22 protein-coding genes are annotated in these 23,710 nt (G+C 32.0%); 11 read left to right on the top strand and 11 right to left on the bottom strand.

Annotated elements, in window-relative coordinates; genetic code table 11:
• Nucleotide 1 precedes the first annotated feature (1 nt).
• Genes ABDH49_05920 through ABDH49_05905 form a run of 4 tightly spaced genes read left to right on the top strand, consistent with a single transcriptional unit; the run spans nucleotide 2 to nucleotide 3,646 of the window.
• Complete coding sequence (locus tag ABDH49_05920; GenBank protein MEN3046498.1) at nucleotides 2-205, top strand: DUF5989 family protein; 204 nt, start codon at nucleotides 2-4, stop codon at nucleotides 203-205.
• A 9-nt stretch (nucleotides 206-214) separates the two neighbouring features.
• Nucleotides 215-445: a hypothetical protein gene (locus ABDH49_05915; protein MEN3046497.1), complete on the top strand. Its 231-nt coding sequence runs from the start codon at nucleotides 215-217 to the stop codon at nucleotides 443-445.
• 2 nt (nucleotides 446-447) lie between these two features.
• Nucleotides 448-2,262: a carbamoyltransferase N-terminal domain-containing protein gene (locus tag ABDH49_05910; protein MEN3046496.1), complete on the top strand. Its 1,815-nt coding sequence runs from the start codon at nucleotides 448-450 to the stop codon at nucleotides 2,260-2,262.
• Nucleotides 2,263-2,266: 4 nt separating this feature from the next.
• Complete coding sequence (locus ABDH49_05905; protein MEN3046495.1) at nucleotides 2,267-3,646, top strand: hypothetical protein; 1,380 nt, start codon at nucleotides 2,267-2,269, stop codon at nucleotides 3,644-3,646.
• On the opposite strand, the gene ABDH49_05900 is transcribed toward ABDH49_05905, so the two are convergent.
• Genes ABDH49_05900 through ABDH49_05865 form a run of 8 tightly spaced genes read right to left on the bottom strand, consistent with a single transcriptional unit; the run spans nucleotide 3,540 to nucleotide 12,676 of the window.
• Nucleotides 3,540-5,021, bottom strand: coding sequence for a hypothetical protein (locus ABDH49_05900; GenBank protein MEN3046494.1), 1,482 nt, complete (start codon nucleotides 5,019-5,021; stop codon nucleotides 3,540-3,542). The genes ABDH49_05905 and ABDH49_05900 overlap by 107 nt on opposite strands.
• On the bottom strand, nucleotides 4,994-6,418 hold the full coding sequence (locus ABDH49_05895; GenBank protein ID MEN3046493.1) for a hypothetical protein: 1,425 nt from the start codon (nucleotides 6,416-6,418) through the stop codon (nucleotides 4,994-4,996). Before ABDH49_05895 ends, ABDH49_05900 begins: the two co-directional genes overlap by 28 nt.
• A complete protein-coding gene (locus ABDH49_05890) occupies nucleotides 6,397-7,470 on the bottom strand; it encodes a glycosyltransferase family 4 protein (protein ID MEN3046492.1) in 1,074 nt (357 codons plus the stop codon). Before ABDH49_05890 ends, ABDH49_05895 begins: the two co-directional genes overlap by 22 nt.
• Nucleotides 7,471-7,475: 5 nt before the next feature.
• Nucleotides 7,476-8,609, bottom strand: coding sequence for an FAD-binding oxidoreductase (locus ABDH49_05885; GenBank protein ID MEN3046491.1), 1,134 nt, complete (start codon nucleotides 8,607-8,609; stop codon nucleotides 7,476-7,478).
• Nucleotides 8,606-9,787 (bottom strand): aminotransferase class I/II-fold pyridoxal phosphate-dependent enzyme, encoded by a 1,182-nt coding sequence (locus tag ABDH49_05880; GenBank protein ID MEN3046490.1) that lies wholly within the window; start codon nucleotides 9,785-9,787, stop codon nucleotides 8,606-8,608. Before ABDH49_05880 ends, ABDH49_05885 begins: the two co-directional genes overlap by 4 nt.
• 24 nt (nucleotides 9,788-9,811) lie before the next feature.
• On the bottom strand, nucleotides 9,812-11,350 hold the full coding sequence (locus ABDH49_05875; protein ID MEN3046489.1) for a methylmalonyl-CoA mutase family protein: 1,539 nt from the start codon (nucleotides 11,348-11,350) through the stop codon (nucleotides 9,812-9,814).
• Complete coding sequence (locus ABDH49_05870; GenBank protein ID MEN3046488.1) at nucleotides 11,347-11,736, bottom strand: acetyl-CoA carboxylase biotin carboxyl carrier protein subunit; 390 nt, start codon at nucleotides 11,734-11,736, stop codon at nucleotides 11,347-11,349. The genes ABDH49_05875 and ABDH49_05870 overlap by 4 nt, the downstream gene beginning before the upstream one ends.
• Complete coding sequence (locus ABDH49_05865) at nucleotides 11,726-12,676, bottom strand: prohibitin family protein (GenBank protein MEN3046487.1); 951 nt, start codon at nucleotides 12,674-12,676, stop codon at nucleotides 11,726-11,728. The genes ABDH49_05870 and ABDH49_05865 overlap by 11 nt, the downstream gene beginning before the upstream one ends.
• Nucleotides 12,677-12,769: 93 nt before the next feature.
• Between ABDH49_05865 and pilM the strand changes: the two genes are divergently transcribed.
• The 7 genes from pilM to ABDH49_05830 are packed head-to-tail and all read left to right on the top strand — an operon-like array spanning nucleotide 12,770 to nucleotide 19,329.
• Nucleotides 12,770-13,810 (top strand): type IV pilus assembly protein PilM, encoded by a 1,041-nt coding sequence (pilM, locus tag ABDH49_05860; GenBank protein MEN3046486.1) that lies wholly within the window; start codon nucleotides 12,770-12,772, stop codon nucleotides 13,808-13,810.
• Complete coding sequence (locus ABDH49_05855; protein ID MEN3046485.1) at nucleotides 13,807-14,397, top strand: PilN domain-containing protein; 591 nt, start codon at nucleotides 13,807-13,809, stop codon at nucleotides 14,395-14,397. Before pilM ends, ABDH49_05855 begins: the two co-directional genes overlap by 4 nt.
• On the top strand, nucleotides 14,397-14,999 hold the full coding sequence (gene pilO, locus ABDH49_05850; GenBank protein MEN3046484.1) for a type 4a pilus biogenesis protein PilO: 603 nt from the start codon (nucleotides 14,397-14,399) through the stop codon (nucleotides 14,997-14,999). The genes ABDH49_05855 and pilO overlap by 1 nt, the downstream gene beginning before the upstream one ends.
• A complete protein-coding gene (locus tag ABDH49_05845) occupies nucleotides 14,996-15,472 on the top strand; it encodes a pilus assembly protein PilP (GenBank protein ID MEN3046483.1) in 477 nt (158 codons plus the stop codon). Before pilO ends, ABDH49_05845 begins: the two co-directional genes overlap by 4 nt.
• On the top strand, nucleotides 15,472-17,292 hold the full coding sequence (gene glmS, locus ABDH49_05840; protein ID MEN3046482.1) for a glutamine--fructose-6-phosphate transaminase (isomerizing): 1,821 nt from the start codon (nucleotides 15,472-15,474) through the stop codon (nucleotides 17,290-17,292). The genes ABDH49_05845 and glmS overlap by 1 nt, the downstream gene beginning before the upstream one ends.
• A 4-nt stretch (nucleotides 17,293-17,296) precedes the next feature.
• Entirely contained in the window at nucleotides 17,297-18,463 is a 1,167-nt protein-coding gene (locus ABDH49_05835; GenBank protein ID MEN3046481.1) for an iron-containing alcohol dehydrogenase, read from the top strand.
• Entirely contained in the window at nucleotides 18,460-19,329 is an 870-nt protein-coding gene (locus tag ABDH49_05830) for a M20/M25/M40 family metallo-hydrolase (GenBank protein MEN3046480.1), read from the top strand. Before ABDH49_05835 ends, ABDH49_05830 begins: the two co-directional genes overlap by 4 nt.
• Here the strand turns inward: ABDH49_05830 and polX are convergent.
• Genes polX through ABDH49_05815 form a run of 3 tightly spaced genes read right to left on the bottom strand, consistent with a single transcriptional unit; the run spans nucleotide 19,297 to nucleotide 23,706 of the window.
• Nucleotides 19,297-21,015, bottom strand: a complete 1,719-nt coding sequence (gene polX / locus ABDH49_05825) for a DNA polymerase/3'-5' exonuclease PolX (protein MEN3046479.1) — start codon at nucleotides 21,013-21,015, stop codon at nucleotides 19,297-19,299. The genes ABDH49_05830 and polX overlap by 33 nt on opposite strands.
• The gene (locus tag ABDH49_05820) at nucleotides 21,008-22,285 is read right to left on the bottom strand and encodes a sigma-54 dependent transcriptional regulator (GenBank protein MEN3046478.1); all 1,278 of its coding nucleotides are present in this window, start codon (nucleotides 22,283-22,285) and stop codon (nucleotides 21,008-21,010) included. Before ABDH49_05820 ends, polX begins: the two co-directional genes overlap by 8 nt.
• The gene (locus ABDH49_05815; protein MEN3046477.1) at nucleotides 22,282-23,706 is read right to left on the bottom strand and encodes an ATP-binding protein; all 1,425 of its coding nucleotides are present in this window, start codon (nucleotides 23,704-23,706) and stop codon (nucleotides 22,282-22,284) included. The genes ABDH49_05820 and ABDH49_05815 overlap by 4 nt, the downstream gene beginning before the upstream one ends.
• Between the last annotated feature and the right edge of the window lie 4 nt (nucleotides 23,707-23,710).

The following is a 23,710-nucleotide window of genomic DNA, read 5'->3' as shown; positions in this document are numbered from 1 at the left end:
TATGAAAAATTTTTTTCAAAATTTTTATAACTTCTTCTGGTCTTTTTCTATTCGATTTAAAATAGCAAGGGATCTTTTGTTTTTTTTGTGGAGAAATAAAATGTGGTGGTTAATTCCAATTGTTTTAGTATTACTTATTTTCTTCTTCTTTGTTATTTTCTTACAATCAAGCCCACTTGGTCCTTTTATATACACTTTATTTTAGAACTTACTAATGAAAAAAATTTTTAGTATCTTTTTTAAGATTTTAAAAGATATATTTGTAATTCTCTTAGAAGCAATTACAATATTTTTTCTTTTAATTTTTTATTACTCAATTTTTGGTATAATTGCGATATTTTATCGTTTACTATCAAATCTTAAATTTAAAAGGGAAAGTTCTATGTGGCTCAAGAGTAAAAGAATTGGTTATAGTTTAAAAGATTTTGAAAGTGAGGGATATTAAAAATGGCAAAAATTCTTGGTCTTTCTTTTTTTTATCATGATTCAGCTGCAGCTTTAACCATAGATGGGGTACCAGTTGCCCTAGCTCAGGAAGAACGTTTCTCAAGAAAAAAAGGAGATGCAAGTTTCCCTGAAAAGTCCATTGAATTTGTATTAAAAGAGGCTGGGCTTTTAAGTAAAGATCTTGATTATGTTGTCTTTTACGAAAAACCCTTTTTAAAGTTTGAAAGAGTTATTAAGACTCAATTTTTAAATTTTCCCTTTCATCCCTTTGTTTTTGCTGCTTCAATGAGAAATCTTTTAGGAGAAAAGCTCTGGATAAGAGAGATTATATGTAACAAATTAAAGATATCACCAAAAAAGGTACTCTTTTGTTCACACCACTTGTCTCATGCTTCTTCTGCTTTTTTCCCTTCTCCTTTTGAGGAGGCTGTTATTCTCACAGTAGACGGGGTGGGTGAGTGGACTACAACAGCAATAAGTGTTGGGCGTGGAAATAACATTGAAATGATTAAGGAAATTTATTTTCCCCACTCACTGGGTTTACTTTACTCAACCTTTACAGCTTTTTTAGGATTTGAAGTAAATGAAGGTGAGTATAAGGTTATGGGAATGGCTCCTTACGGTTATCCTAAGCATGTTGAGGAGGTGAAAAAACTTATAAATCTTTATGATGATGGCTCTTTTAGTTTAAATCTTGATTATTTTTCCTTTCATAAATCCCTTGACAGAACTTATTCAGAAAAGTTTTTAAAGTTATTTGGCAAACCTCGCAATCCAGCGTCTAAGTTTTTTACTCGTGAAACTGGTTGGCCGAGTTACTTTGGTGAAAAGCCGGATAAATTTGAATATGAGAAAATGGCAATGGAACAGGAGAATTACGCAAACATTGCAGCATCAATTCAAAGTGTCTTGGAGGAGGCTCTTATAAACTTGGCAAAAGAAGCCTATAGAATGACAAATCTTAAATACCTATGTTTGGGAGGTGGAGTTGCTCTAAATTCAGTGGCCAATTGGAAGATTTATAAAAGTCTTCCCTTTGAGGAGGTGTTTATTCAGCCTGCAGCTGGAGATGCTGGAGGGGCTTTAGGAGCAGCACTTTGTGTTGAACATATGATGCTTGGTTCAAAAAGAAACTTTGTTATGAAAAATGCTTCCTTTGGAAAAAGTTACTCAGCAGAGGAAATAAATCTTTTTTTGTCAAAGAATAACATAAAAGATATTGCAGTTTATTATGAGGATGAAGACAGGTTGATCGAAAAGGTAGTTGAGGAGCTTTTAAATGGGAAAGTGATAGGATGGTTTCATGGAAAGTTTGAGTGGGGTCCAAGAGCGCTTGGCAATAGGTCAATTCTTGCGGATCCGAGAATAAAGGAGATGAAAGATATTGTTAATACAAAAATTAAATTTAGAGAACCTTATAGGCCTTTTGCACCTTCAGTGCTTATAGAGCATGCTGAAGATTGGTTTGAAATAACTGAAAAAGAAAAGGAGCAGCATCCTTTTAGGTTTATGCTTTATGTAGTACCTGTTAAGAAAGAAAAGTGGGAAAAAATTAAGGCAGTTACTCATGTAGATTTTTCAGCTAGACCCCAATTTGTATATAAGGAGGAAAATCCCAGATATTATAAGCTTATTTTGAAGTTTTACAAAGAAACTGGTATTCCTATGATACTTAACACTTCTTTTAATCTAAAGGGAGAGCCTATTGTAAATTCACCAGAAGATGCCTTTTCAACTTTTATTAGAAGTGGTTTAGATGTACTTGTGCTTGAGAATTTTATAATAAAAAAAGATTCTCTTCTTCATGAGAAGTGAGAAATTGTTTTTTCTTCTTTCAATAATTTCTTTTATTTCACTTTATTTTTTATTTTATCCTGTATTTTATTCTTTTGCTGATGAGAGGGTTTACATAATACAGGCTCAAAGACTTTTAGAGTTGAAATTAGATCTTCCAGAATGGACCTTAGGTTTTGCTATACATCATGGTAAAATTGGAGTTACTACAAGGTATCCCCCTTATTATTCTCTTTTTTTTCTTGCGATTCCCTTACATTTTGGTTTTGAGTATATTTTTTTAGTCTCCCTTTTTTTTCACATAGCTTCTAGTTTTCTTTTTTACAAAATTTTGGAGATATATAAAATTAATCCTTTATACTTCATTTTTTATATTTTTCATCCCTCTTTCGTTTTATTTTCAAGAACAATTATGCCTGATTTTATTTCTTCTTTTTGGTTTTTATTAACTTTTTATTTTCATTTAAGGCAAAAATATTTTTTTTCTTATATGACAGTTTTTGTTTTTACTCTTTTAAAACCTACAAATTTCCTTTACTCTTTTTTATTCGTTTACGACTCTTTAATTAAAAGAAGATATAAGAACTTGATTTGTTATTTTATTTTAACTTTTTTTGCTGGCTCTTTAATTTTCATTTACATTTTTTTTGTATATGGAGGTAAACATCCAGGTTTTGATTTTTCTATTAATTATCTTTGGGGAAATTTAAAGATTTATCTCTTTTATCTTAACATAAACTATCCTTTGCTTTTAACTATTGGTTTACTTGGAATCCTGTTGATTAAAAATTTGAAAAATTTATTATTTGGCTTTTTACCCTCTATTTTAATTTTTCTTTTTTATGTTTATCATTATGAAATACAAGAAAATATTATCTTGTCATCAATTCCAGGTTTAAGATTTTTTTTACCTTTTGTGATTTTTATTCTAATTGGATATGCGAAAGTTTTCAATACAATTTTTAAAGGCAAATTAGAAAAACCCTTTATCTTTTCTACTTTTTTCATATGTTTGATCTTGACATATTTAATGATGAGAAAACATCAAGAATATTTATTAAATTTTAAAGAAACAAAGAATCTTATCTATAAGTACACAAAAGAAGATGATCTAATTGTTACTCACCTTGAGATTTCTAAATTATTTTTACCACTTTGGGGTAAAAGAGAGAATATACACTTTACTGATTTTAGAAAGTTTACATTTTTTGAAAATTTAGATAGAAGAAAGATAAGTTTACCTGACTCTTTTTTGCTAGTTTATGTTTTAAAATCAGCAGAAAAGGATCTTTATTTTGTTAAAGTTTATGCTGATTCCCTTTTAAAGGTTTTCCCCAGGAATTATCTTTTGTTTCATAATGATTATCTTTATATTTTCCGTGTTTATAAAAATAAAAACCCCTGATCCACATTCCAATAGAACCCCAAAATAGGGCACCTATCAGGTACTGAGTTAAAAGTTGTCCTATACTTATAAAAAGTATTAAAATTAAAGGAAATTTCACAGTCTCCTTTATATCAGCTGTTGAGTTTATACTTTTAAAAATAATAGATAAGACAAGATAAATAAGTAAAAAACCTCCCACTATTCCACATGCTGAGAACATACCAAAGAAAGTTGAGTCATGCATTGCAGGTATTCCTCCTAGTCTCACAGAGGCTCTCGTTGCGACTCCAAGACCGGCTCCAAAGGGATTCTTAGTAAAGACATGTATTATTACTTTCTTCCAGGTCTCTAATCTTGGATAAACTGAAGAACCCTCCCTTAATGGATCAAAGACTCCTTGTAAAAATCTTCCTACATAGGTTTTTGTGCCATAAGTTGAAGGAATATCTATGGCAGATACAATAATGGTAAAGCAAACTATGGAGATAATAGAAAATTTTATGAAATCTTTTAAGTTATTGCTTCTTTTAAAAAATATAAGAAATAGGGAACAAATTAGGAAAGCATAAATTGAAGATCTTACCCCCGATATGATAATTCCCGTTATAAAAAGAAAGGTAAGTAGATATTTTAATTTATTTTTTATGAAGAAAAGACTCACAATAGCAGAAATACCCATAAACTGACCAAACTCTGAAATACTTGAGAAAAAAGAAAAGGGCCTTATATTTCCGCTTAACATTTCAAGAACCTGTTTATATTCGCTACTAACTATTAAAATCCAATTTCTCTCGAAAAAAAAGAATTTTGACTTTAATTGAAAGTAAGAATAAACTAGTGAAGCAAGACCTGCAAATATAATAAAATTCCTTATCCTTCTAAAATTACTGTTTTCGATCATATAGGCAAAATAAGAAAAAAGAGAAGGAATAAGTAAAAATTTTGTTCCCCCAAAACCGGCGTATAAAGAACCCTGTATAGGATTAAAGATTTGTATAAACATTAGAACTTGTAAAAAAAATAGAATTTTAAATTCAGTATAGGAAAGTAATTTTTTAAACTCTTGGATTTTTAAAATAAAAAGATAGGTAAACAGGAATAAAGTAAGAATATCTGGTACAAGATACAAAAGTTCGATCGGCTCGTATTTTTCATAAATCAAAATGAATCTTCTCAAAAAGGGCATTAAAAAAATATAAGTAAGAATATAAAAAAAGCCTATAGAAAAATTTAAAATTATTAATGCGATTCCTATGAAGGTGAAAAAAATAAAGAGAAAAATTCTTATGTTTAGGTTAATTAAAAGACTAATTTCTATAAGAGAAACAACGGTTGTTATAATGATTAAAAGTAAACTAAAACTTTCTAAATTTCTTCTTTTAAATCTATCCATCTTAATAAAACGCCCATTGAAAGCCAGAAAAAGGCACCTTGAAAGTATGTAACTAACCACTGTCCCATAAATATTGAAACAAAACCTATCCAAAGAGCGAGCATAATTTTATCGTGTCTATAAGTTACTAACTTTAAAAATCCTTTAATACTCACATAAAAAACTAAAAACATGAGACTTAAAAATCCAAAAATTCCACATGAATAAAGCATTGAAACAAATGTACTTTCTACATGTAAGGCATATCCCCCGAATCTTCTTGCCGCTAAAGTTGAAACTCCGATTCCATGTCCGAATGGATTTTTTAGCACATTTATAAAGGCATTTCTCCATAACTTTAAACGATGAATAAAAGATGACCCCCTAGCTGCAGGATCTATAATTCCTTGAAGAAAATGCTCCACATACACAGGATTTACACCTACTATCTTCAAATTTAAATCTCGAAGTGATGTTCCTGAAATGAAGTTTATGAGGATTAATAAAACAAAATAGTATAAAAATAAAGTGGGCAGTGCTCTCCTTGAAATCTTAAAAATAATTAGAAGAGGAAAGAGAAAAAGAAATATAAAGGGACCAGCCCTAACATTAACGTAGAAACTGGCTAAGGCGTATATGAAAAGCCTTATTAGAGTAAATAAAATACCGGGAGATAAACTACTCATTGCAATCTCTATCAACGCAACTGTTGCTATAAAAAGAGAAAACTCATTTGGACTTGGAAAGAAAGAAAAGGGTCTTATTCTGTCACCAAGAAAAAGTGAATGCATACCAGATTTTTTTGCCCAAAGAATCTCAAAATCAAAAAAACCCTTATGAAACTGATAGATAGCATAAAGAGAAGAAACTAAGGCAAGCCATGTTAGAGTAGTAAAAAGGATTTTTAAAGCTCTCCTATCTACTCCAAAAGCAACATAAGCCAAAAGAGAGGGAATCAAAAGAAACTTTGACCCTGTTAAACCAATCATTAAGCTCCCTTGTAAGGGATTAAATATCTGAACAAAGAAAATTATTTGGAGAAAAAGTAAAACTTTAAAGGCAAAGCTTTTTTTATAGGCAGCTAAAATTTTTTCTCTATATCTATTTATAACGACAAGAAACATAACAATAGTAACAACATCTGTAACAAGATATGCAGGTTCAAAGAAGGTAAAACCTTGGACTGCAAATAGTACTCTTTTTAAAAAGGCCATAAAAACAATATAAAAGAAAAGATAAAAAACTCCAAATCTTATTGAGGTTGCTATTGCTGCTGAAAATAAAAATAGAAAAATTGAAAAAGGAATTCTTATGTTGCCCTCAGATATACTTTTACCGGAAAAATAGATAAAAGAAATTGTTAAAATGAAAACTAAAAGAGGGTTAAATAAAACTTTTATATGATCTCTATCAGGCATTTTAATGTCTCTTCAACCATTCTGTTAACTGTAAATAATCTCTTGTACCTTTGGTAACCCCTTTCACTCATTTCTTTCATTAGGTCTCTGTTATTGTAATATAAAAGTATTTTATCACAAATATCCTTGATATTTAAATTTGTAACTAATCCTGCCTCTCCTAATATTTCTGGTAGAGCTTCTATGTTACTTATTATTACAGGTTTTTTCATAGCCATAGCTTCTACAACAACTCTTCCAAATCCCTCTCTTGCTCTGGGTATATGAAGAAAAATATCACACTCGCTATAAAAGGAAAAAACATCCTCTCTTTTTCCCCATAAAGTAACATTTTTTATATTTTCATCTTTTATTTTTTTTATAAGCCTTTTTTTGAAATTAATCTCACCCGGATGGATTGCATCGCCCACAACCCAAAAATCAAAATCTTTTAATTTTTTAGCACATTCAAGAACAATATCTTGAGATTTTAAGTACTGGATATTTCCAACCGTTAATACTGTAAATCTTTTCTTCTTAATCTTACCTTCCTCTAACTTTTCCGGAACCTCTATTCCATTATATATCACCGTTACTTTATTTTTAAAGGGGAAAAATTTTTTAACGGCGTTTGAAACAGCAATTATTCTATCAGGAAAAATTGAAAAAAATTTAAAAATATACTTTGAAATGCCAGAAGGTATTTCTCTAAAGTGCCATACAAGCTTCTTTCTATTTCTTAAAAAAAATAGTGAAAAAAGTAAATGCATCTTCATAGAATGCGTGTATATAAGGTGTGGATCAAACTTTATTACAATTTTCCTTAATTTTTTTAAAATTTTAGGTAACTGACTTTTAAATATAGATAAAACTATTTTTCTTTTTGTTTTCCATATTGTTGAGTTTTGTAGAGGTAAAATGAAAACTTTAAGCTTTTCCTTTCTTGCTTTCTCAGCAAGCTCTCCATCTGGAGCAAGAAGTGCTATTTCAAAATGTTCCCTCAGTCCTAAAATTAAGTCCCACATACTTTTTTCACCACCAATAAAGTAGGGAGAATGAGTCGCAAAAAGCACTCTTTTCAATCTGGATAAAATCCCTCTTTAATTTCAAAATCCTTAAGGCCTTTGAATCTATCTAAATTAAATTCTTTTGGCAACGGTAAGTCATCAGTAACACACTCAGCGAGGATTTCTGAGAGAGCTGGAGCTCTCATAATACCTAATCCATTAAATCCGCAAAATAAGAACAAATTCTCAATGTCCTCGACCTTAGAAACAATTGGCCTTCTATCTGGTGTTGCTAGGCATAGAAAAGCCCATCCCCCCTTTAAAAGAAATTCCTCTGCCCCATCTAAAATTTTTGGTAACTTCTCTGAAATATCAAAGAAAAACTCTTCATCGTTATAGCTTTTAAAATTATAAATGTTAGATTCCTTTCTTTCGGTACCGTCTCCAATTAAAATATCTTTTGCCTGCTCTTTTCTTAAATAAATACCGTAATCGAGATCGTTATATATTGGTAAATTAATTTCCCTTTTAAACTCTAAGATTGCTACTTGGGTTCTGTAGGGCTTTACGTTTATATTTATATCATGTCTTTTTAGTATTTCCTTTGACCATATACCAGTCGCAACTATATATTTATCAAAATAAAATTTTCCCTTTTTTGTAACAAGATTTTTAACTTTACTATTTTTTATTTCAAAATCCTCAACTTCATTAAAGAATCTAAACTCATGATTTTTACTTTTTAAATAAACATAGATTGAATAAAGAAGTTCTCCTACATCAACATAAAATCCATCATGAGAAACTATATAAGTTTTCTCTTCTTTAAAAAGAGGATAAATTTTTCTAATCTCTTTTAAAGAAAGTGTTTCAAATTCAATAAATTTTTTCTTCAGCAAACCCTCAAGTTTATCTTTTTCTTTATCCCTTATAGTTCCCGTTACTGTGCTATATTTCCTTAAAAATTTATATTTGCTTTTCTCATTTATTTCCTCTAATATTTTTATTGTTCTCTTTGAAAGTTCAATATCTAATTCATCAAAAAGATGAGTAACAACAATTCCAGCACTTTTACCAGTTGTTCCTGAGGCAAGTAACTCTCTTTCAAATATTGTTAATTTTTGGGAACCAAATTTATCTAAGAAAAAGAGGGTCATTATGCCGGAAATTCCCGAGCCAATTACACAGATTTTGCTATCTTTCAAGAATTTTTTAAAGCCTTATCTATATCTCTAATTATATCCTCAATATGCTCTATGCCTACTGAAATTCGAACAAGACCTGGATGGATACCAGCTTTTAAAAGTTCCTCCTCATTCATTGAAGAGTGTGTCATTGAAGCAGGGTGTTCTATTAAGGTTTCAACTGCTCCAAGACTTACTGCTTTTACACAAAGTTCAAGTGAATTGATAAACTTTATTGCCCCTTCTTTTCCGTTCTTATGAATAAAAGAGAGCATTCCAGAGAAACCGTTAGTCATCTGTTTTTTAGCTATCTCGTGCATTTCAAAGTCTTCAAGCCCAGGATAGAGTACCTTTTCCACTTTAGGGTGTTCTCTTAAAAACTTTGCTAGTAAAAGAGCATTATCAGAATGTGCTTTCATTCTAACTGCAAGGGTTTTTATTCCTCTTAAAGCAAGCCATGCATTAAATGGAGAAATACAACTTCCGATATGGGCTCTTTCTTCCTTTTCGATTTCATCTATAATCTTCTTTTCTCCAACAAGAGCTCCACCGATTAAATCAGTATGTCCTCCAAGATACTTTGTGAGAGAGTGTATTACGACATTAGCTCCAAGTTTTAAGGGTTTTTGATGGTAGGGTGTTGCAAAGGTATTGTCAACAGCTAAAATAATGTTATACTCTTTGGCAATTTTTGATGTTTCCTCTATGTCAATGATGTCCAAAGTGGGATTTGTAGGTGTTTCTATATATATAATTTTTGTTTTATCGTCAATCTCCCTTCTTAAATTTTTTAAAAAATCTCTAGCTGGGATACCTATAAAGGTAAAAAGTTCCTTTTGTTCTAATCTTTTAAAAAGGGAATAGGTTCCACCGTAAACTGGATCTGAGTATATTACTTTGTCTCCCCTTTTTAAAACAGAAAATATTAGAGCTGATATTGCACCCATACCAGAAGAGAAGGCAAGAGCTTTCTCACCCATCTCAAGTTCAGCAAGAGTTTCCTCAAGAATTTTTATTGTAGGGTTTGAGAGCCTTGTGTAGATAAATCCTTCTTTAGTACCAAGAAAAAGCTCACCTCCTTCTTCAGCTGACTCAAAGTAAAAAGTTGATGAAAAATGTAAGGGTGTTGAAATATCCCTAATTTCATAATTTATTTTTTTTGTATGAACACATATTGTTTCAAATTTTTTTTGGTTCATTTTTAAGAAAAACTTTAGAGGGATTTAGACCCTTTTCCAGATCTTTTCAAGTTCATAAGAAATTTCTCCTAACGTACAATTTGCCTTAACACAATCTATTATAGCCTCCATGAGATTCTCCTTACTCTGTGCCTTTTCTTTTAACATCTCTAATTTTTCCTCTACAAGTTTTTTATCTCTCTTTTTCCTAAACTCTTTTATCCTTCTCATTTCATCTCTTTCCCCCCTACTTTTAATCTTAAATATCTTAACTTTTTGATCTTTTTCAGATCTGAAGGCATTTAAGCCAACTATTATCTTCTTTTTTTCTTCTATACTTTTTTGTTCTAAGTAAGCATTTTCCTCAATCCATTTTTGAAAAAGACCCTTTTCAACACACTCTGCTGCTCCCCCTCTTTCCTCAATTTCTTTCAAAAGAGAAAAAACTTCTTCTTCAATTTTTCTTGTTAAAGCCTCTACATAAAAAGAGCCTCCAAGTGGGTCTGTTACTTCGGCAATGCCTGTTTCATAGGCAAGAATTTGTTGTGTTCTTAAGGCAATTAAGGCAGACTCTTCTGTCGGTAAGGAAAGTGCCTCGTCGAAACTGTTTGTATGAAGGCTCTGTGTTCCTCCTAAAATAGCAGCCATTGCCTGAGAAGTCACTCTTATTATATTTAAAATAGGGGACTGTGCCTGCAGTGTAGAGCCAGCTGTCTGGGTGTGGAATCTCATATGCATTGCCTTTTCATCTTTTGCTCCGAACTTTTCCTTCATTATAATAGCCCATACTCTCCTTGCAGCTCTGAATTTTGCAATTTCCTCAAAGAAATTATTGTGGGAAGAAAAAAAGAAGGTTATCCTTCTTCCTATGGTATCTGGATCAATTCCTCTTTCAACAGTCCCCTTTACATACTCAATAGCATCAGCTATAGTAAAGGCAACCTCTTGTACAGCACTTGCTCCCTTTTCTCTAAAGTGGTATCCACTTACTGATATAGGATAAAAATTGGGAAGATTTTTCAGTGAAAATTCGATAACATCGATATTAAGTCTCATAGATTCCTTTACGGGATAGATATAATTTCCTCTTGCAGCAAATTCCTTTAAAATGTCGTTTTGAATTGTTCCTCTGAGTTTATCCTTTGGAATACCTCTTTCTTCAGCGATTGCCAAGTAAAAGGCTAACAAAATGCCGGCTGTAGCGTTTATGGTCATAGAAAGTGAGATCTTATCAATCTCAATGTCTTTTAAAACTCTTCTCATTGAATCAACGCTCCAAACGGAGACTCCCACTCTTCCCACTTCTCCCTTTGAAAGAGTATGGTCAGGGTCAAGACCAAGTTGAGTTGGTAAATCAAAGGCAAGAGATAGTCCTGTTTGTCCCTCCTTTATCATTTTTTTAAACCTTTCGTTTGTTTCCTCCGGAGTCCCAAATCCAGAGTACTGTCTCATTGTCCAGAGCTTTTTTGTGTACATTTCCTCATAGATAGCTCTTGTAAATGGATACTTCCCGGGCTTTAAATCGCCCTCTAAAAATTCGTATTTCTTAAGATCTTCTTTAGTATAAAAAATTTTGTTATTCATTCTATTACAAACAAAATGTCGCCTTTTTTAACGATTTTGCCCTCTTCTACAAAAATTTTTTTGATTTTTCCTTCTCTTTTAGATTTAATCTCATTTTGCATTTTCATTGCCTCTATTACACATAATGGTTCGTTCTCCTTTACTTCTTCCTTTTCTTTTTTAAAAACTTTGATAATTTTTCCTGACATGGGTGAAATTATCTTACCTATTTCCTCTTTCCTTTCCTTTTCCTCCTGTTTTTTGATTCTTGTAAGCATAAAGGATCCAAAGGGAAAGTATATATGAAAGTAATCCCCTCTTTTTTCTAAATAGAAACTTAAAAATCTATTATTTTTGATCAATACTTTAAGTGGTGTTCCAGGCAGATCCTCTATTTTACTTTTCATCAAGGGATTGTAAATTAAGAATTGTTCCCTTATCAGATATTACCACTTTGACTTTATCAGAAAGTTTATCAACAAATAGATAATTTATGTATAGGGGATTTTTTCTAAGTTCTTCACTTATAATCTTTATAGCATCTGCTTTTCCTTTTGCTTCGATTCTTTTTCTTTCAGCCTCCTTTCTTTCCTTTTCAAGGAGATACTCCATTCTTTCAGCCTCCTGCTGGGCTATCTGTTTTTCCTCTATGGCCTTAGCAAAGTCTGGTGTAAAATGAACATCTCTTAAAAAAACAGCTTCAATAAGGAAACCATCCTTTTCCAATCTCTTTCTCACTTTTTCTTCAATTTCTCTTTGTATTTCTTCTCTTCTTGAAGAATATATCTCGATAACTGAGTAAGAGGATATAGTGTGTCTTACTTCAGATCTTATTGCTGGTCTTATAACTTTTTCGTTGTAATCTGGGCCTATTTCCTTGTGAATTTTTATCACATTTTCGGGTGGTATTCTAAACCAACAGGTAAGATCAAGACCTATTTGAAGGCCCTCTTTTGTTGGAGACCATAGAGAGTCATCGATGTCCTTTTTTTCACTCTCTCCCTTTCTTGCAGTCATTGTATACTCTTGTCTTCTTATATTGTAAAGGTGTGTTTTATATATTATCCTTGGTACAAACTGTAAACCCTCTGTTTTTAGTCCGTATTCCTTTGTGAGTATGTTAAAGGTAATAAGAACGTAACCGAGGGGGACTTGTCTGAAACTTAATACTACGTAAATAGTAATAAAAAAAGACAAGATAATTAAGATAATAATTGGTGTTATTTCAATCTTTCTAACTGGTAAAATTTCACCGGACTTTTCAGTTAATACAGTTTTGAAAGCAAATCTATAAAGTAAATAAAGAAAAACCCATATAAGAATAATAACAAAAATTAGTTCTACCATTTTAATTCACCCTTTTATTGACATTTTGAGCATTTTATATTATAATGAAAATTGTGAATAAAAGTTCAACCCTTACAAGAGAAAGTGCTACGGATGATAGGTAAAAAAAGAGGGCTCTTAGGTATTGATATAGGATCTTCAAGTATTAAAATATCACTTTTAGAAGGATCTAAAGGTAATGTTAAAGTTAAGGAGATATGGAAAACGGATTTGCCTGAGGAAGCTATAGCAGAAGGGGAGATTATTGAGAGAGATGTAGTTATTGAGGTTTTACAAAGGTTTATTCAGGAAAGAAAGCCACCTATAAAGAATATAGCTACTTTTATACCAAATCCAAGAGCTATAAGCATAAAGAGAGTAAAGATGGATAAACTTCCATTAGATGAATTAAAGGAGCAGATAAAATGGCAGGCTGAGCAGTATTTTGGAGTCGATCCTACTGAAATATCAGTTGATGGAGATATAGTCAATCCTGAAGTAAGCGAGACAGAAGTTGAGGTTCTTATTGTAGCAGCAAGAAATGATGCTGTTACAGATTATGTACATCTAATTAAATCAGCAGGTTTTATTCCTAGAATTATCGATGTTAAAGTATTAGCCTTGTATAATCTCTTTGAATTTAACTATCCTGAGATTGCTAAAAATAATGATTTAAAAGGAATTTTGCACATTGGTAAAAACTTTGCTACAATGTTTTTTTTCATAGATACAGGCCCCTATTTAATTAGAGATATAAGGACAAATTTAAAAAGCCTTATTAATTTAATGCAAGAAAAGCTTGATTTGTCATATACTGATAGCTTACTCATACTAAAGGGAGAAAAAGAAGTTTCTTCAACATTTGTTTATGAAGTTTATAGAGATTATGTTTCTGCATTATCTGATGAAATTAGAAGAATTTTCCCTTACTTAGAGAAAAAGGACTTTCCTGATGTTATTTATGTCTCAGGAGGAGGTACTCTTATAAAGGACTTTACAACAAATCTTTCAGAATCCCTTGGAGTTAAAGTTGAGAGATTAAATCCCTTTGAAAGAATCGACCTTCCCGAGTCATTTCTTGAACTTGGTTCTAAAGAAGTCATAGGAGCATTATTTGCTCCTTCTTTTGGTTTATCATTAAGGGGGATACTATGATAAGAATTAATCTATTACCACCTGAAGAAAAAGTAGAAAGGGGGATTAAAATTACTTTACCACCCATTGGTATCTATGAAGTTGCCGGTATACTTATACTTTCTCTTTCTCTTCTCTGGATTTTCACTAGTTTTTCCACTTCAAGAGCAAAAATTGCGATTTTAAAGGAAAAAATAAGAAGGGACAGTACAGAACTTTATACACTGAGAGAGATTCAAGAAAAAGTAAAGGAGCTTGAGATAAAAAAGAGTGATTTTGAAAACAAAGTAAATATTGCGAAGAGATTGCTTTCAACTATTAATACAGAAGTAATGATTTTAGATGAATTTTCTAAGGCTCTTCCTGATTATGTATGGGTAACTTTCTTTCAGCATACAGGGAGTATAATTAGAATTGAGGGTAATTCTTTTTCAAATATATTTATCGCGGACTTTATCCAGAACTTAAAGTCTTCCCCCCTTTTTGGTGAGGATATAATACTTGAGAAAATAGATGTAAAAAAAGAAAGTGAAACTGAGTATTTAACATTTACGCTTCAAGTGCCCGTAACAAGCTTTATTGGAGTTTCTAGTGGGGGAGGGAAATAATGGATAAAAAATTAAGGTTCTTTTTAATTACAGCTGGTATCGGAGTCTTTTTATCTTTAGTTTATTATTTTTTGATCCACACTAAAGATAGAGAGTACATCAAAAGTCTTGAAGCAAAACATAGTGAAATTTCGAAAGATTTAAGTGCGGCAAGAATGGCAGCTTCTAGACTTCCTCAACTTGAAATAGAGATTAAAAAACTTCAGTATCTTTGGGAAAAGGCCTTGAGGCTTTTGCCTCCTGAAGAAAAACCTGAAGAAGTAATTACACTGCTTCAACAGAGGGGATCCCAAAACAACGTTAAAATTATTAATCTAACTAGAAACCCACCTGTCTCAATGGGCGAATATACAGAACTTCCTTATTCACTCGAGGTAAATGCGAATTTCCATGATCTTGTTAAATTTATCTCAGAACTTTCTACTTTATCAAGACTTGTAACAGTTGAGGGAATCACAATAACTCAAACTAAGGATGAAGAAAGAACCTGTAAAGCTTCATTTGTCGCCAAGTTCTATAGTGCAGGCACCTTACCTGGTGCTTCTGCCCCCAGCCCAACAAGAGAACCGAGACCTGTAAGGGCAAAAGGAGCGTCAAGATGAAAAATTTTTTGATTATTTTTTTATTAATTTTTTTTAATGGATTAATATTAGGGTGCAAGGGGGGAGAAAGAAAAATAGAGGTGACCGAAACCGTTCCAAAACCTGGTTTTGTTCTTGGTCAAGAGATTGACACCGTTAAGCTAAAGGAAGAATTCCTACCCAAAGGTTATAGCTACGATCCTGCTGGAAGAAGAGATCCCTTTGCCTCTTTGATAGGTAAGGGCTATAAAAGAGAAGAGGAGGAAGTTGTTGATCTATCTAACTTAAAGTTAGTTGGAATAATGAGGGGTCAAAAAGGAAATGTAGCTCTTTTTGAAGCTCCTGACGGAAGAAGTTACATAATAAGACAGGGGGATGCTGTGAGAAACGGTTACGTAAAAAGTATAGGTGATAAGGAAGTAATAGTGGAAATAACCGCCTATGGTGTACCTATTACAGTTAAATACGAGTTAAAGAGGGAGAAAATTGAGTAGTGTGCGGTATTGTTGGTTATATCGGTAATAAAGATATAAATAGTGTTATTTTAGTTGGATTAGAAAAATTAGAGTATAGGGGTTACGATTCTGCTGGTTTTGCCAGTATAGTAAACGGTAAGCTTTTTGTTAGAAAAAAAGTAGGTAGAATTAACGAGCTATCTAAGCTATTAAATGGTGTCCCGATACCCTCTAAAGTGGGAATTGGACACACAAGATGGGCAACTCATGGAAAACCAACAGAAGAAAATGCCCACCCTCATGTTGACTGTAAGGGAATTTTTGCAGTAGTACATAATGGTATTATAGAAAATTTTAGAGACCTAAAGAAGAAACTTGAAAAAAAACACAGATTTATCTCAAACACCGATACAGAAGTTATTCCTCATTTACTTGAAGAAAACTATAGGGGAGATTTTTTAGAAAGTGTTATAAAAAGCGTTAATAAGTTAAAAGGTAGCTTCGCCCTCGCTATTATAAACGTGTTTCATCCTGATATCCTAATAGGTGTAAAAAAAGGGTCTCCTTTAATTGTAGGTATCGGTAAGAATGAAAATATTATTGCCTCTGACATACCTGCTATTTTATCTCACACAAGGAAAGTAATAAGTATGGATGATAACGAAATCGCCGTTTTAGGTGAAAAAAGGGTAGAGTTTTATGATTTTAATGGAAGAAGAAAGAAAAGAAGATATATCGTTGTGGAGTGGGAAGAGGATATGGTTGAAAAAAGGGGTTATCCTCACTTCATGCTTAAAGAGATTCATGAACAACCTAGGATTATTGAAGAAAATCTGATGAGAGTTTTAGATGAGAATGAAAGAGTTAGAGTTTTACAGAATGAAGCAAAAGATATACTCCTTAAAGCAGAACAAGTTATTATTCAAGCAGCAGGAACAAGTTTCCATGCCGGGCTTTATGGAAAAAGCCTTTTTCAGAAGTTTTTAAAAACTTTTACAGAGTGTGAACTTTCATCTGAGTTTAGATATGGTGAACTGGTTTCGAGTAAAAGAACTGTCTGTATCGGCATATCTCAGTCAGGAGAGACAGCTGATACTCTTGCCGGTATTAGAAAAGCAAAGGAATTTGGAATACCGATTATTTCACTTGTTAACGTTAAAAATAGCACTATTGATAGGGAATCTGATTATACAGTTTATTTAAATGCAGGACCTGAGATCGGTGTTGCCTCAACAAAGGCCTATACATCTCAACTTTTTTATTTACTTTTAATTTCAATTGAAGTTGGACTTTTAAAGGGCTACGTTACAGAGAGGGAGGCTAAGGAAATAATTGAAAACTTAAAAAAGATTCCGGATAAGATGAGATTTATTCTTGGTAGAGAGGAGGAAATTTCACAGGTTGCAAAGAAATACTATAATGTTAAAAATATGATGTTTCTTGGAAGAGGTTTACTCTATCCTACAGCTCTTGAGGGTGCTCTAAAGCTAAAGGAGATTTCTTATATTCATGCAACAGGCTATGCAGCTGGGGAAATGAAACATGGTCCAATTGCCCTTTTAGACAAAGAATTCCCAGTTGTGGCAATTTCACCTAAAAACGATCTCTATGAAAAAATGATATCAAATATTGAGGAAGTGAGAGCAAGGGATGCACCTGTTATTGCAATTGGAACACTAGGTGATAATAACCTCAAAGAAATGGTGGAAGACTTTTTACCTATACCCGATACGACTTATCTTTTACAACCCCTTATTTCTATAGTACCTTTACAACTTTTTGCCTATCATGTAGCCCTTTTGCGTGGTTGTGATGTGGATAAACCTAGGAACCTTGCAAAGAGTGTAACTGTAGAATAATTTTTTGAGACCTTTAAACTTATTTCTACCTGTTAAATACTTTTTTGGTAAAGGAATTTTTGAGGAAAAACTTAAGGAAATTATACCCATTTTAGGTAAAAAAACTTTAGTTGTTACTGGAAAAAATTTTGCAAGAAAATATGGGTATTTAGAGAAGATTAAAAATATATTTGAAGAGTTAAAATTAGATTTTATTCATTTTGACAAAATATCACCGAATCCAAAAACTTTTGAAATAGAGGAGGCGGCAAAGCTTGCAAGGTTTTTAAATGTAGATAGCGTGCTTGGTTTTGGTGGTGGTAGTGTAATGGATGCAGTAAAGGCTATTTCACTTCTTGTTAAAAATGAGGGGAGTATCTGGGATTATACAATGATGCAAAAAAGTCCAAAAAATGAAGTTCTCAATTTCTGCTTAGTTCCAACAACTTTTGCAACCGGCTCTGAACTAAATTCTACTTCAATAGTATCAAATTTAGAAGAAAAAAGAAAATGGGGTATCTTTGATGAAAAAATTTTCCCAAAGTTTTCTATTGTAGATCCCTTACTTTCAAGTACACTCGATATGGAATATCTTTCACTTTGTTCAATTGATATAATTACTCACATGCTTGAACCCTTTGTTACTTCTACGGTAGAGGGTGAGATAATAAAGGGTGTTGCGAAGTTTTATACCAAAAAAACAATAGAGTCAATAAAGACGCTAGTAAGGGATCCAAAAAATATAACTGCAAGAGAAAATTTACACCTTTTATCTGGTCTTGCCCTAACAGGAATAGCTACAAGAGGTATCGGAGGATTTCATGAGATGCATTGGCTTGAACACATTGTTTCCGGATTTTATGATAACGTTCCTCATCCCGCAGGTTTATCAATTCTTCTTATACCTTGGATAAAATATAGGTGGAATAAAAATAGTTTTAATTTAAAAGAACTTTTCTCATATTTAATGGAAAAGGATGAGGTTAACTTAAATGATATCTTGGCATATCTAGATGAGCTTTATAATGATTTAAATTTACCGAGAAGTTTTAAAAAATATGGGATTAAAGAAAATGATATTGAAGATTTTTTGAGGGAATATAATTTTTTAACTGAAAAGTTTAAAAGATTTTTCCCTGAAAGGATAGAGGAGAGGGATCTTATAAAGATTTTTAGCGAAACCTTACTTTGATAGAGGGTTTAAAAAGGCACGTTGAGGTTTTATCACTAGATATTGGAAAACGCAACGTTTTTTATTACAAAAACTACTTAAAGACTAAGGAGTATATCCTGGAAAATCTAAGGAATTTAAATTATGAGATAAGAGAAATAAAGTATAGATCGTATGGATACGACGTGTTTATTATTGAGGTGGGGAAAATTTTTAGTTCTTTGGAAATTTTTATAATAGGTGCCCACTATGATAGCTTCTATGATTCCCCTGGAGCAGATGATAACGCAACTGGTGTTTCTCTTTTGATTGAAATTGCTAAATCTTTCTCTAACTTTAATTTTAAAAAAGATATAAGATTTCTCTTTTTTCCAAATGAAGAACCGCCCTTTTTTGCCTCAAAAGGAATGGGTTCAGAAGTTTATGCGGAAATTCTTACTAAAAGAAAAGAAAAAGTTGAACTTATGATTTCCCTTGAATCTATTGGCTATTACAGTGATGAAAAAAACTCCCAAAAATATCCATTCCCATTAAACTTCCTTTATCCCGATACAGCAAATTTCATCGGAATTGTTAGTAATTTAAGATCAAGATTTTACATGAAAAAGCTCTCTGAAATTTTTAAAAATAATACATCAATTCAAGTTCAATATTTAGCTTTTCCCCCTATTATACCAGAAATGAACTTTTCTGATCATTATCCCTTCTGGAAAAGAGGCACAAAAGCACTTTTAGTAACTGATACCGCTTTTTTAAGAAATCCAAACTATCATACTAAGTTTGATTTGCCCGAAACTATAGATTATAAAAGATTATTTGAGGTTTATAAGGGTATTGCTAGTTTTATAGAATTTTTAAACAGTTCTTTTACTTTTCAAAAGATTTAACAGTTTTTCAAGTTCTAAAGTATTTATTATATCATCTTTTGTTAAGTAGCCCCTTCTTGCTGTACCAACTCCAAGTTCTAGCATCCACATTTGATTATAGTGGTGAGCATCGGTTCCTATTATAAACTTTAATCCATATTTTTTTGCCTTCTTTATGAGAGGCGGTGATAAATCTAATCTTTCATAGTAAGAATTAATTTCCATCCAAATCCCCCTTTCTTTTGCTTTTTTAAATACCAAATCCCAGTTTGCTTCATAGGGTTCCCTTGATCCAATTAGCCTTCCTGTTGGATGGGAAAAGGCATGTACAAAGGGATTTTCAAAGGCCCTAACTATTCTATCTGTGTTATCCCTTCTAAAACCTGTATGTATTGAGACAACTACAAAATCAATTTCTTTAAGCACCTCGTCAGGATAATCTAATCTTCCATCAGGTAAGATATCCACTTCTGCTCCAAATATTAAATAGGGTGGATCGCCCCTTTCATTAATTTTCTTTATTTCTTCCCTTTTCTTTAAGAGTCTTTCTATTGATAAGCCCTTTGCGTATTTTGCGGATTGGGAATGATCACAGATGGCAACATAGGAATATCCTCTTTTTTTACCTTCTTCCTTTATTTCTAAAATTGAACTCTGTCCATCTGAATAATCAGAATGGACATGCAAATCACCTAGTACATCTTCTCTTTTTACAAGTTCTGGAATTTTGCCCTCAAGTGCAAGCTCTATTTCTCCTTCGTCCTCTCTTATTTCAGGTGGTATCCATTGCATATTAAGAATTCCATAAACTTCTTCCTCTGTTCTTCCAGCTACAAATTTTTCGTCTTTAAAAACTCCGTATTCACTTATTTTAAGACCCATTTCTTTTGCTATTTTCCTTAAGTGTATATTGTGCTGTTTTGAGCCAGTAAAGTATTGCATTGCAGCACCCATTGATTCTACTGGTATTACTCTTATGTCGACCTGAAGACCATTCTTTAAGACAAAGGACGATTTTGTTGGTCCACAGACAAGCACTTTTTCAATCTTTGGAAATTGTGTTGAATAATCCGTTATGTTACTTTCTGTTTTTGTAGTTACCAAAATGTCCACATCTCCTACAGTTTCTTTAAATCTTCTAAAGGATCCAGCAGCGATTACCTTATCTGTGTCTTTATGTTCCTTTAAAAATTCAATTATTTGATTTACCAGTGGATAGACTTCGCCTAAGAGGTATCTTCCTTTACTTTTTAGAAAAAGTTCTATTCCCTTTTTTATATTTTCAACTTTTTTTTCCCCCATTCCGAAAAGAGTCAATACTTTTTTATTTTCAAGAGCCGCCTTTAGAGTTTCAAGGTCTTTAACTCCAAATTCTTTATGAAGTAGGGCAAGAGTTTTTGGCCCTAAATTGGGTATCTGCATAAGATCTAAAATTCCTTCTGGTACCTTAGAGAATATCTCTTCTGCTTTTTCTATTTTTCCTGTTTCAAGAAACTCTTTTATTTTTTTTGCTATTCCTTCACCGATCCCTGGTAACGACTCAAGATCTTCAATTTCTGAAACATCTCTGTCGAGGTTCTCAAGGGTTCTTGCGGCTTTTCTATAGGCAGAGACTTTGTACGGTATTTCGCCTAAATATTCAAGAGCATCGGCCATTTTGTTAAAGATCTTAGCTAACTTTTCGTTATTTTCCAGTTTCTCACTCATTTTTTTTATTCATCTTTTTTAGTCTTCTATATATAGTTGAGGGATGAATTCCAAGTTTTTGAGCTGCTTTCTTTACGTTTCCATTTGACTCTCTCAAAACTTCAAGAATTAATTTTTCCTCAAGCTCTCTTAAATTTTTTGCTTTTGCTGATTCCTCGATTATTTCAGAAGGTATATGTTCTTTTTTAATAACAGTACCCTCACATATCGCACATGCTCTTTCAATAGCGTTTTCAAGTTCCCTCACGTTCCCCTTCCAGCTATAGTCTAAGAGTACATCGATAACTTCTTCTTCAACTGTAAAATCTTTTTTTAATCTTTTTGATATTCTTTTTATAAAGTACTCAACAAGAGCCGGAATATCCTTTTTTCTTTCTCTTAAAGGTGGAATATAAATTGGAAAAGCAGAGATTCTGTAATAAAGATCTTCTCTCAGTTTACCCTCTTTTATACTTTCTTTTGGATCTCTATTTGTTGCACTTATTATCCTTATATCTATTTTTTTCGCACTAACTGATCCTAAAGGTATTATTTCTTTATTCTCTATAACTCTTAGAAGTTTAGATTGAAGGTGAAGCGGCATTTCTGAAATTTCATCGAGAAAGATTGTACCTCCGTCGGCTATTTCAAGAAGCCCCTTTTTATCTCCAAAGGCACCTGTAAAAGCTCCTTTTTTGTATCCAAAAAGTTCTGATTCCAGAAGTTCAGAGGGCAAAGCTGCACAGTTAACAGCAACAAGGCTCTTATCTTTTCTGTTTGAGTTTTTATGAATTAATCTTGCTAAAACCTCTTTTCCTACTCCAGTTTCACCGTATATAAGTACGGGTAAGTCAGTTTTTGCAGATTTTAAGGCAATCTTTTTTACCTCAAGCATTTTTTCATCAACAGCAATAAATTCTTCATATTTCTCTAACTCAGGTAAGTGTTTTTCAACCCTATAAATAAGTTCTTCTTCTGAAAAAGGTTTAATTAAGTAATCAGAGACTCCTTTTCTGAAGGCAGTTATTGCAGATTCTATTGATGCATAAGCTGTAATAATTATAACAGGCAAAATAGAGTTTGTTTTCTTAATTTCTTCGAGTAATTCAAGACCAGATATTCCTGGCATTCTAATATCTGTTATAACTAAGTCAACTTTTTCTTTCTTTATATAGTCTAAGGCAAGTAGGGGATCTTGGTACGTTAAAACTTCGTATTTATCTTCAAGAGCAATTTTCATCCAGTCTAAGATTGACTTTTCATCGTCAACAATAAGTATTTTTCTTTTCAACTTATTTCTATTATAGCTTCGGTTCCTTTGCCTTTTTGGCTTTTTAGTGTAAGTTTAAAGCCGTGTAATTCACAGATTCTTTCTGCAAGGGGTAGTCCCATTCCCAGGCCCCCCGGTTTTGTTGTGTAAAAAGGATATTTTACTTTTTCAAGTTCTTCCTCACTCATTCCCTCCCCGCTGTCTTCTATGATGATCTTGTTTTCTATCAATTTAATTTTAACTTTGTTTAAGTCATTTTTGACAGCCTCAATGGCGTTTATTAAAAGGTTTTTTATTGCTATCTGAATTAGATGTGGCTCTGCTTCAATAAATTCCCTTTCACTTTGAAATACTAAATTTTGGATCCCAAATTCGTTTGCTATGTTTTTTATAAGTCCCTTTAAGTGTACTCTTTCACGTTTTATTTCTTTTAATTTTGCATATTCGTAGAAAGTTTTAACTATTAAATCGATTCTTTCTGACTCTTTTTTTATTAAGTCAATTAATTTTTTCTTCTTTTCTTCGTCATTAATTCTTGATAGTGTTGTTATTGCTCCTTTGATTACAGTGAGGGGATTTTTAATTTCATGGGCAAGACCATGAGAAAGTTCTGTTAGAAATTTCTCCTTTTCTTTTTGTTTTAGAATATGCTCAATTTCTTTTTCTTTTGTGACATCTCTTAAGACATAGATTTTGTATCTTTCATTAAATAATTCAAATGAAGAGAAGTTTAGAGAAAATACTTTACCATTAAATGAGATCTCTCTTCTATTAGTTTCACTTAGAATATGCTCAAAGATGTCAGAGTTTTTATATATTACGTTATTTTTTTCATCCTTAACTAAAACAATTTCGCCAAGATTATTAAGTATTTCTCTTGCTAAAATGTCAGTTTTTTCAGCTTCTCTTTCTCCCCTTCTTGCTTTTTCAGACAAAAAATAAGCTATAAATGAGGATAAAATAAAAGATAGCGTAGAGATATAGCCTCTTAATAAGACTTGATGAGTTTGAAATTCAATTTTAAGGGGAACTTTGATTATTTCCTTAGTCCAGAGAAAAAGAAATAAGTTATAAATGAAAAGTAGAGTAATCAAAAAATAAAAAAAATTTTCTCTTTCAAGATAAAATGAAGAGGTTATTATAACAAGGAAAAATAGTATAGAAAAGACACTTTCAGGACCACCGGAAAAGTGCATAATTGAAATTATTAAAAAAGTATCAGCAATAAGATATACAAAGGGTATTTTCTTTCCCCTTTTTAATGAAAAGTAGAAAAGAAAAGATAAGATTACTGATGAAACAAATATCCATAAAAAAGGAAAGGGTTCTAATTCGAAAATTTCTCGCAGAAAGAAATAACTTATAGATAAAGAAAAAAAAACTATAAAAGGTCTTATAAGTAAAGTTAACTTTAAAAGATGTTCGTGCTTTTTCGTTATCAATACC

The sequence above is a fragment of the Candidatus Hydrothermales bacterium genome, assembly GCA_039630235.1.
GTDB lineage: Bacteria > Hydrothermota > Hydrothermia > Hydrothermales > JAJRUZ01 > JBCNVI01.
The sequence above is the reverse complement of the archived record's forward strand: the minus strand, read 5'-3'. Positions and strand labels throughout refer to the sequence as shown.

Bases quoted from the DNA above. Each gene is read 5' to 3' on its own strand.
- ABDH49_05880 (MEN3046490.1), bottom strand. From the start codon at position 9,787: ATGAACCAAAAAAAATTTGAAACAATATGTGTTCATACAAAAAAAATA.
- ABDH49_05870 (MEN3046488.1), bottom strand. From the start codon at position 11,736: ATGAAAAGTAAAATAGAGGATCTGCCTGGAACACCACTTAAAGTATTG.
- ABDH49_05855 (MEN3046485.1), top strand. From the start codon at position 13,807: ATGATAAGAATTAATCTATTACCACCTGAAGAAAAAGTAGAAAGGGGG.
- ABDH49_05895 (MEN3046493.1), bottom strand. From the start codon at position 6,418: ATGCCTGATAGAGATCATATAAAAGTTTTATTTAACCCTCTTTTAGTT.
- ABDH49_05910 (MEN3046496.1), top strand. From the start codon at position 448: ATGGCAAAAATTCTTGGTCTTTCTTTTTTTTATCATGATTCAGCTGCA.
- ABDH49_05915 (MEN3046497.1), top strand. From the start codon at position 215: ATGAAAAAAATTTTTAGTATCTTTTTTAAGATTTTAAAAGATATATTT.
- polX (MEN3046479.1), bottom strand. From the start codon at position 21,015: ATGAGTGAGAAACTGGAAAATAACGAAAAGTTAGCTAAGATCTTTAAC.
- ABDH49_05875 (MEN3046489.1), bottom strand. From the start codon at position 11,350: ATGAATAACAAAATTTTTTATACTAAAGAAGATCTTAAGAAATACGAA.
- pilO (MEN3046484.1), top strand. From the start codon at position 14,397: ATGGATAAAAAATTAAGGTTCTTTTTAATTACAGCTGGTATCGGAGTC.
- pilM (MEN3046486.1), top strand. From the start codon at position 12,770: ATGATAGGTAAAAAAAGAGGGCTCTTAGGTATTGATATAGGATCTTCA.
- ABDH49_05865 (MEN3046487.1), bottom strand. From the start codon at position 12,676: ATGGTAGAACTAATTTTTGTTATTATTCTTATATGGGTTTTTCTTTAT.
- ABDH49_05920 (MEN3046498.1), top strand. From the start codon at position 2: ATGAAAAATTTTTTTCAAAATTTTTATAACTTCTTCTGGTCTTTTTCT.
- ABDH49_05900 (MEN3046494.1), bottom strand. From the start codon at position 5,021: ATGGATAGATTTAAAAGAAGAAATTTAGAAAGTTTTAGTTTACTTTTA.
- ABDH49_05845 (MEN3046483.1), top strand. From the start codon at position 14,996: ATGAAAAATTTTTTGATTATTTTTTTATTAATTTTTTTTAATGGATTA.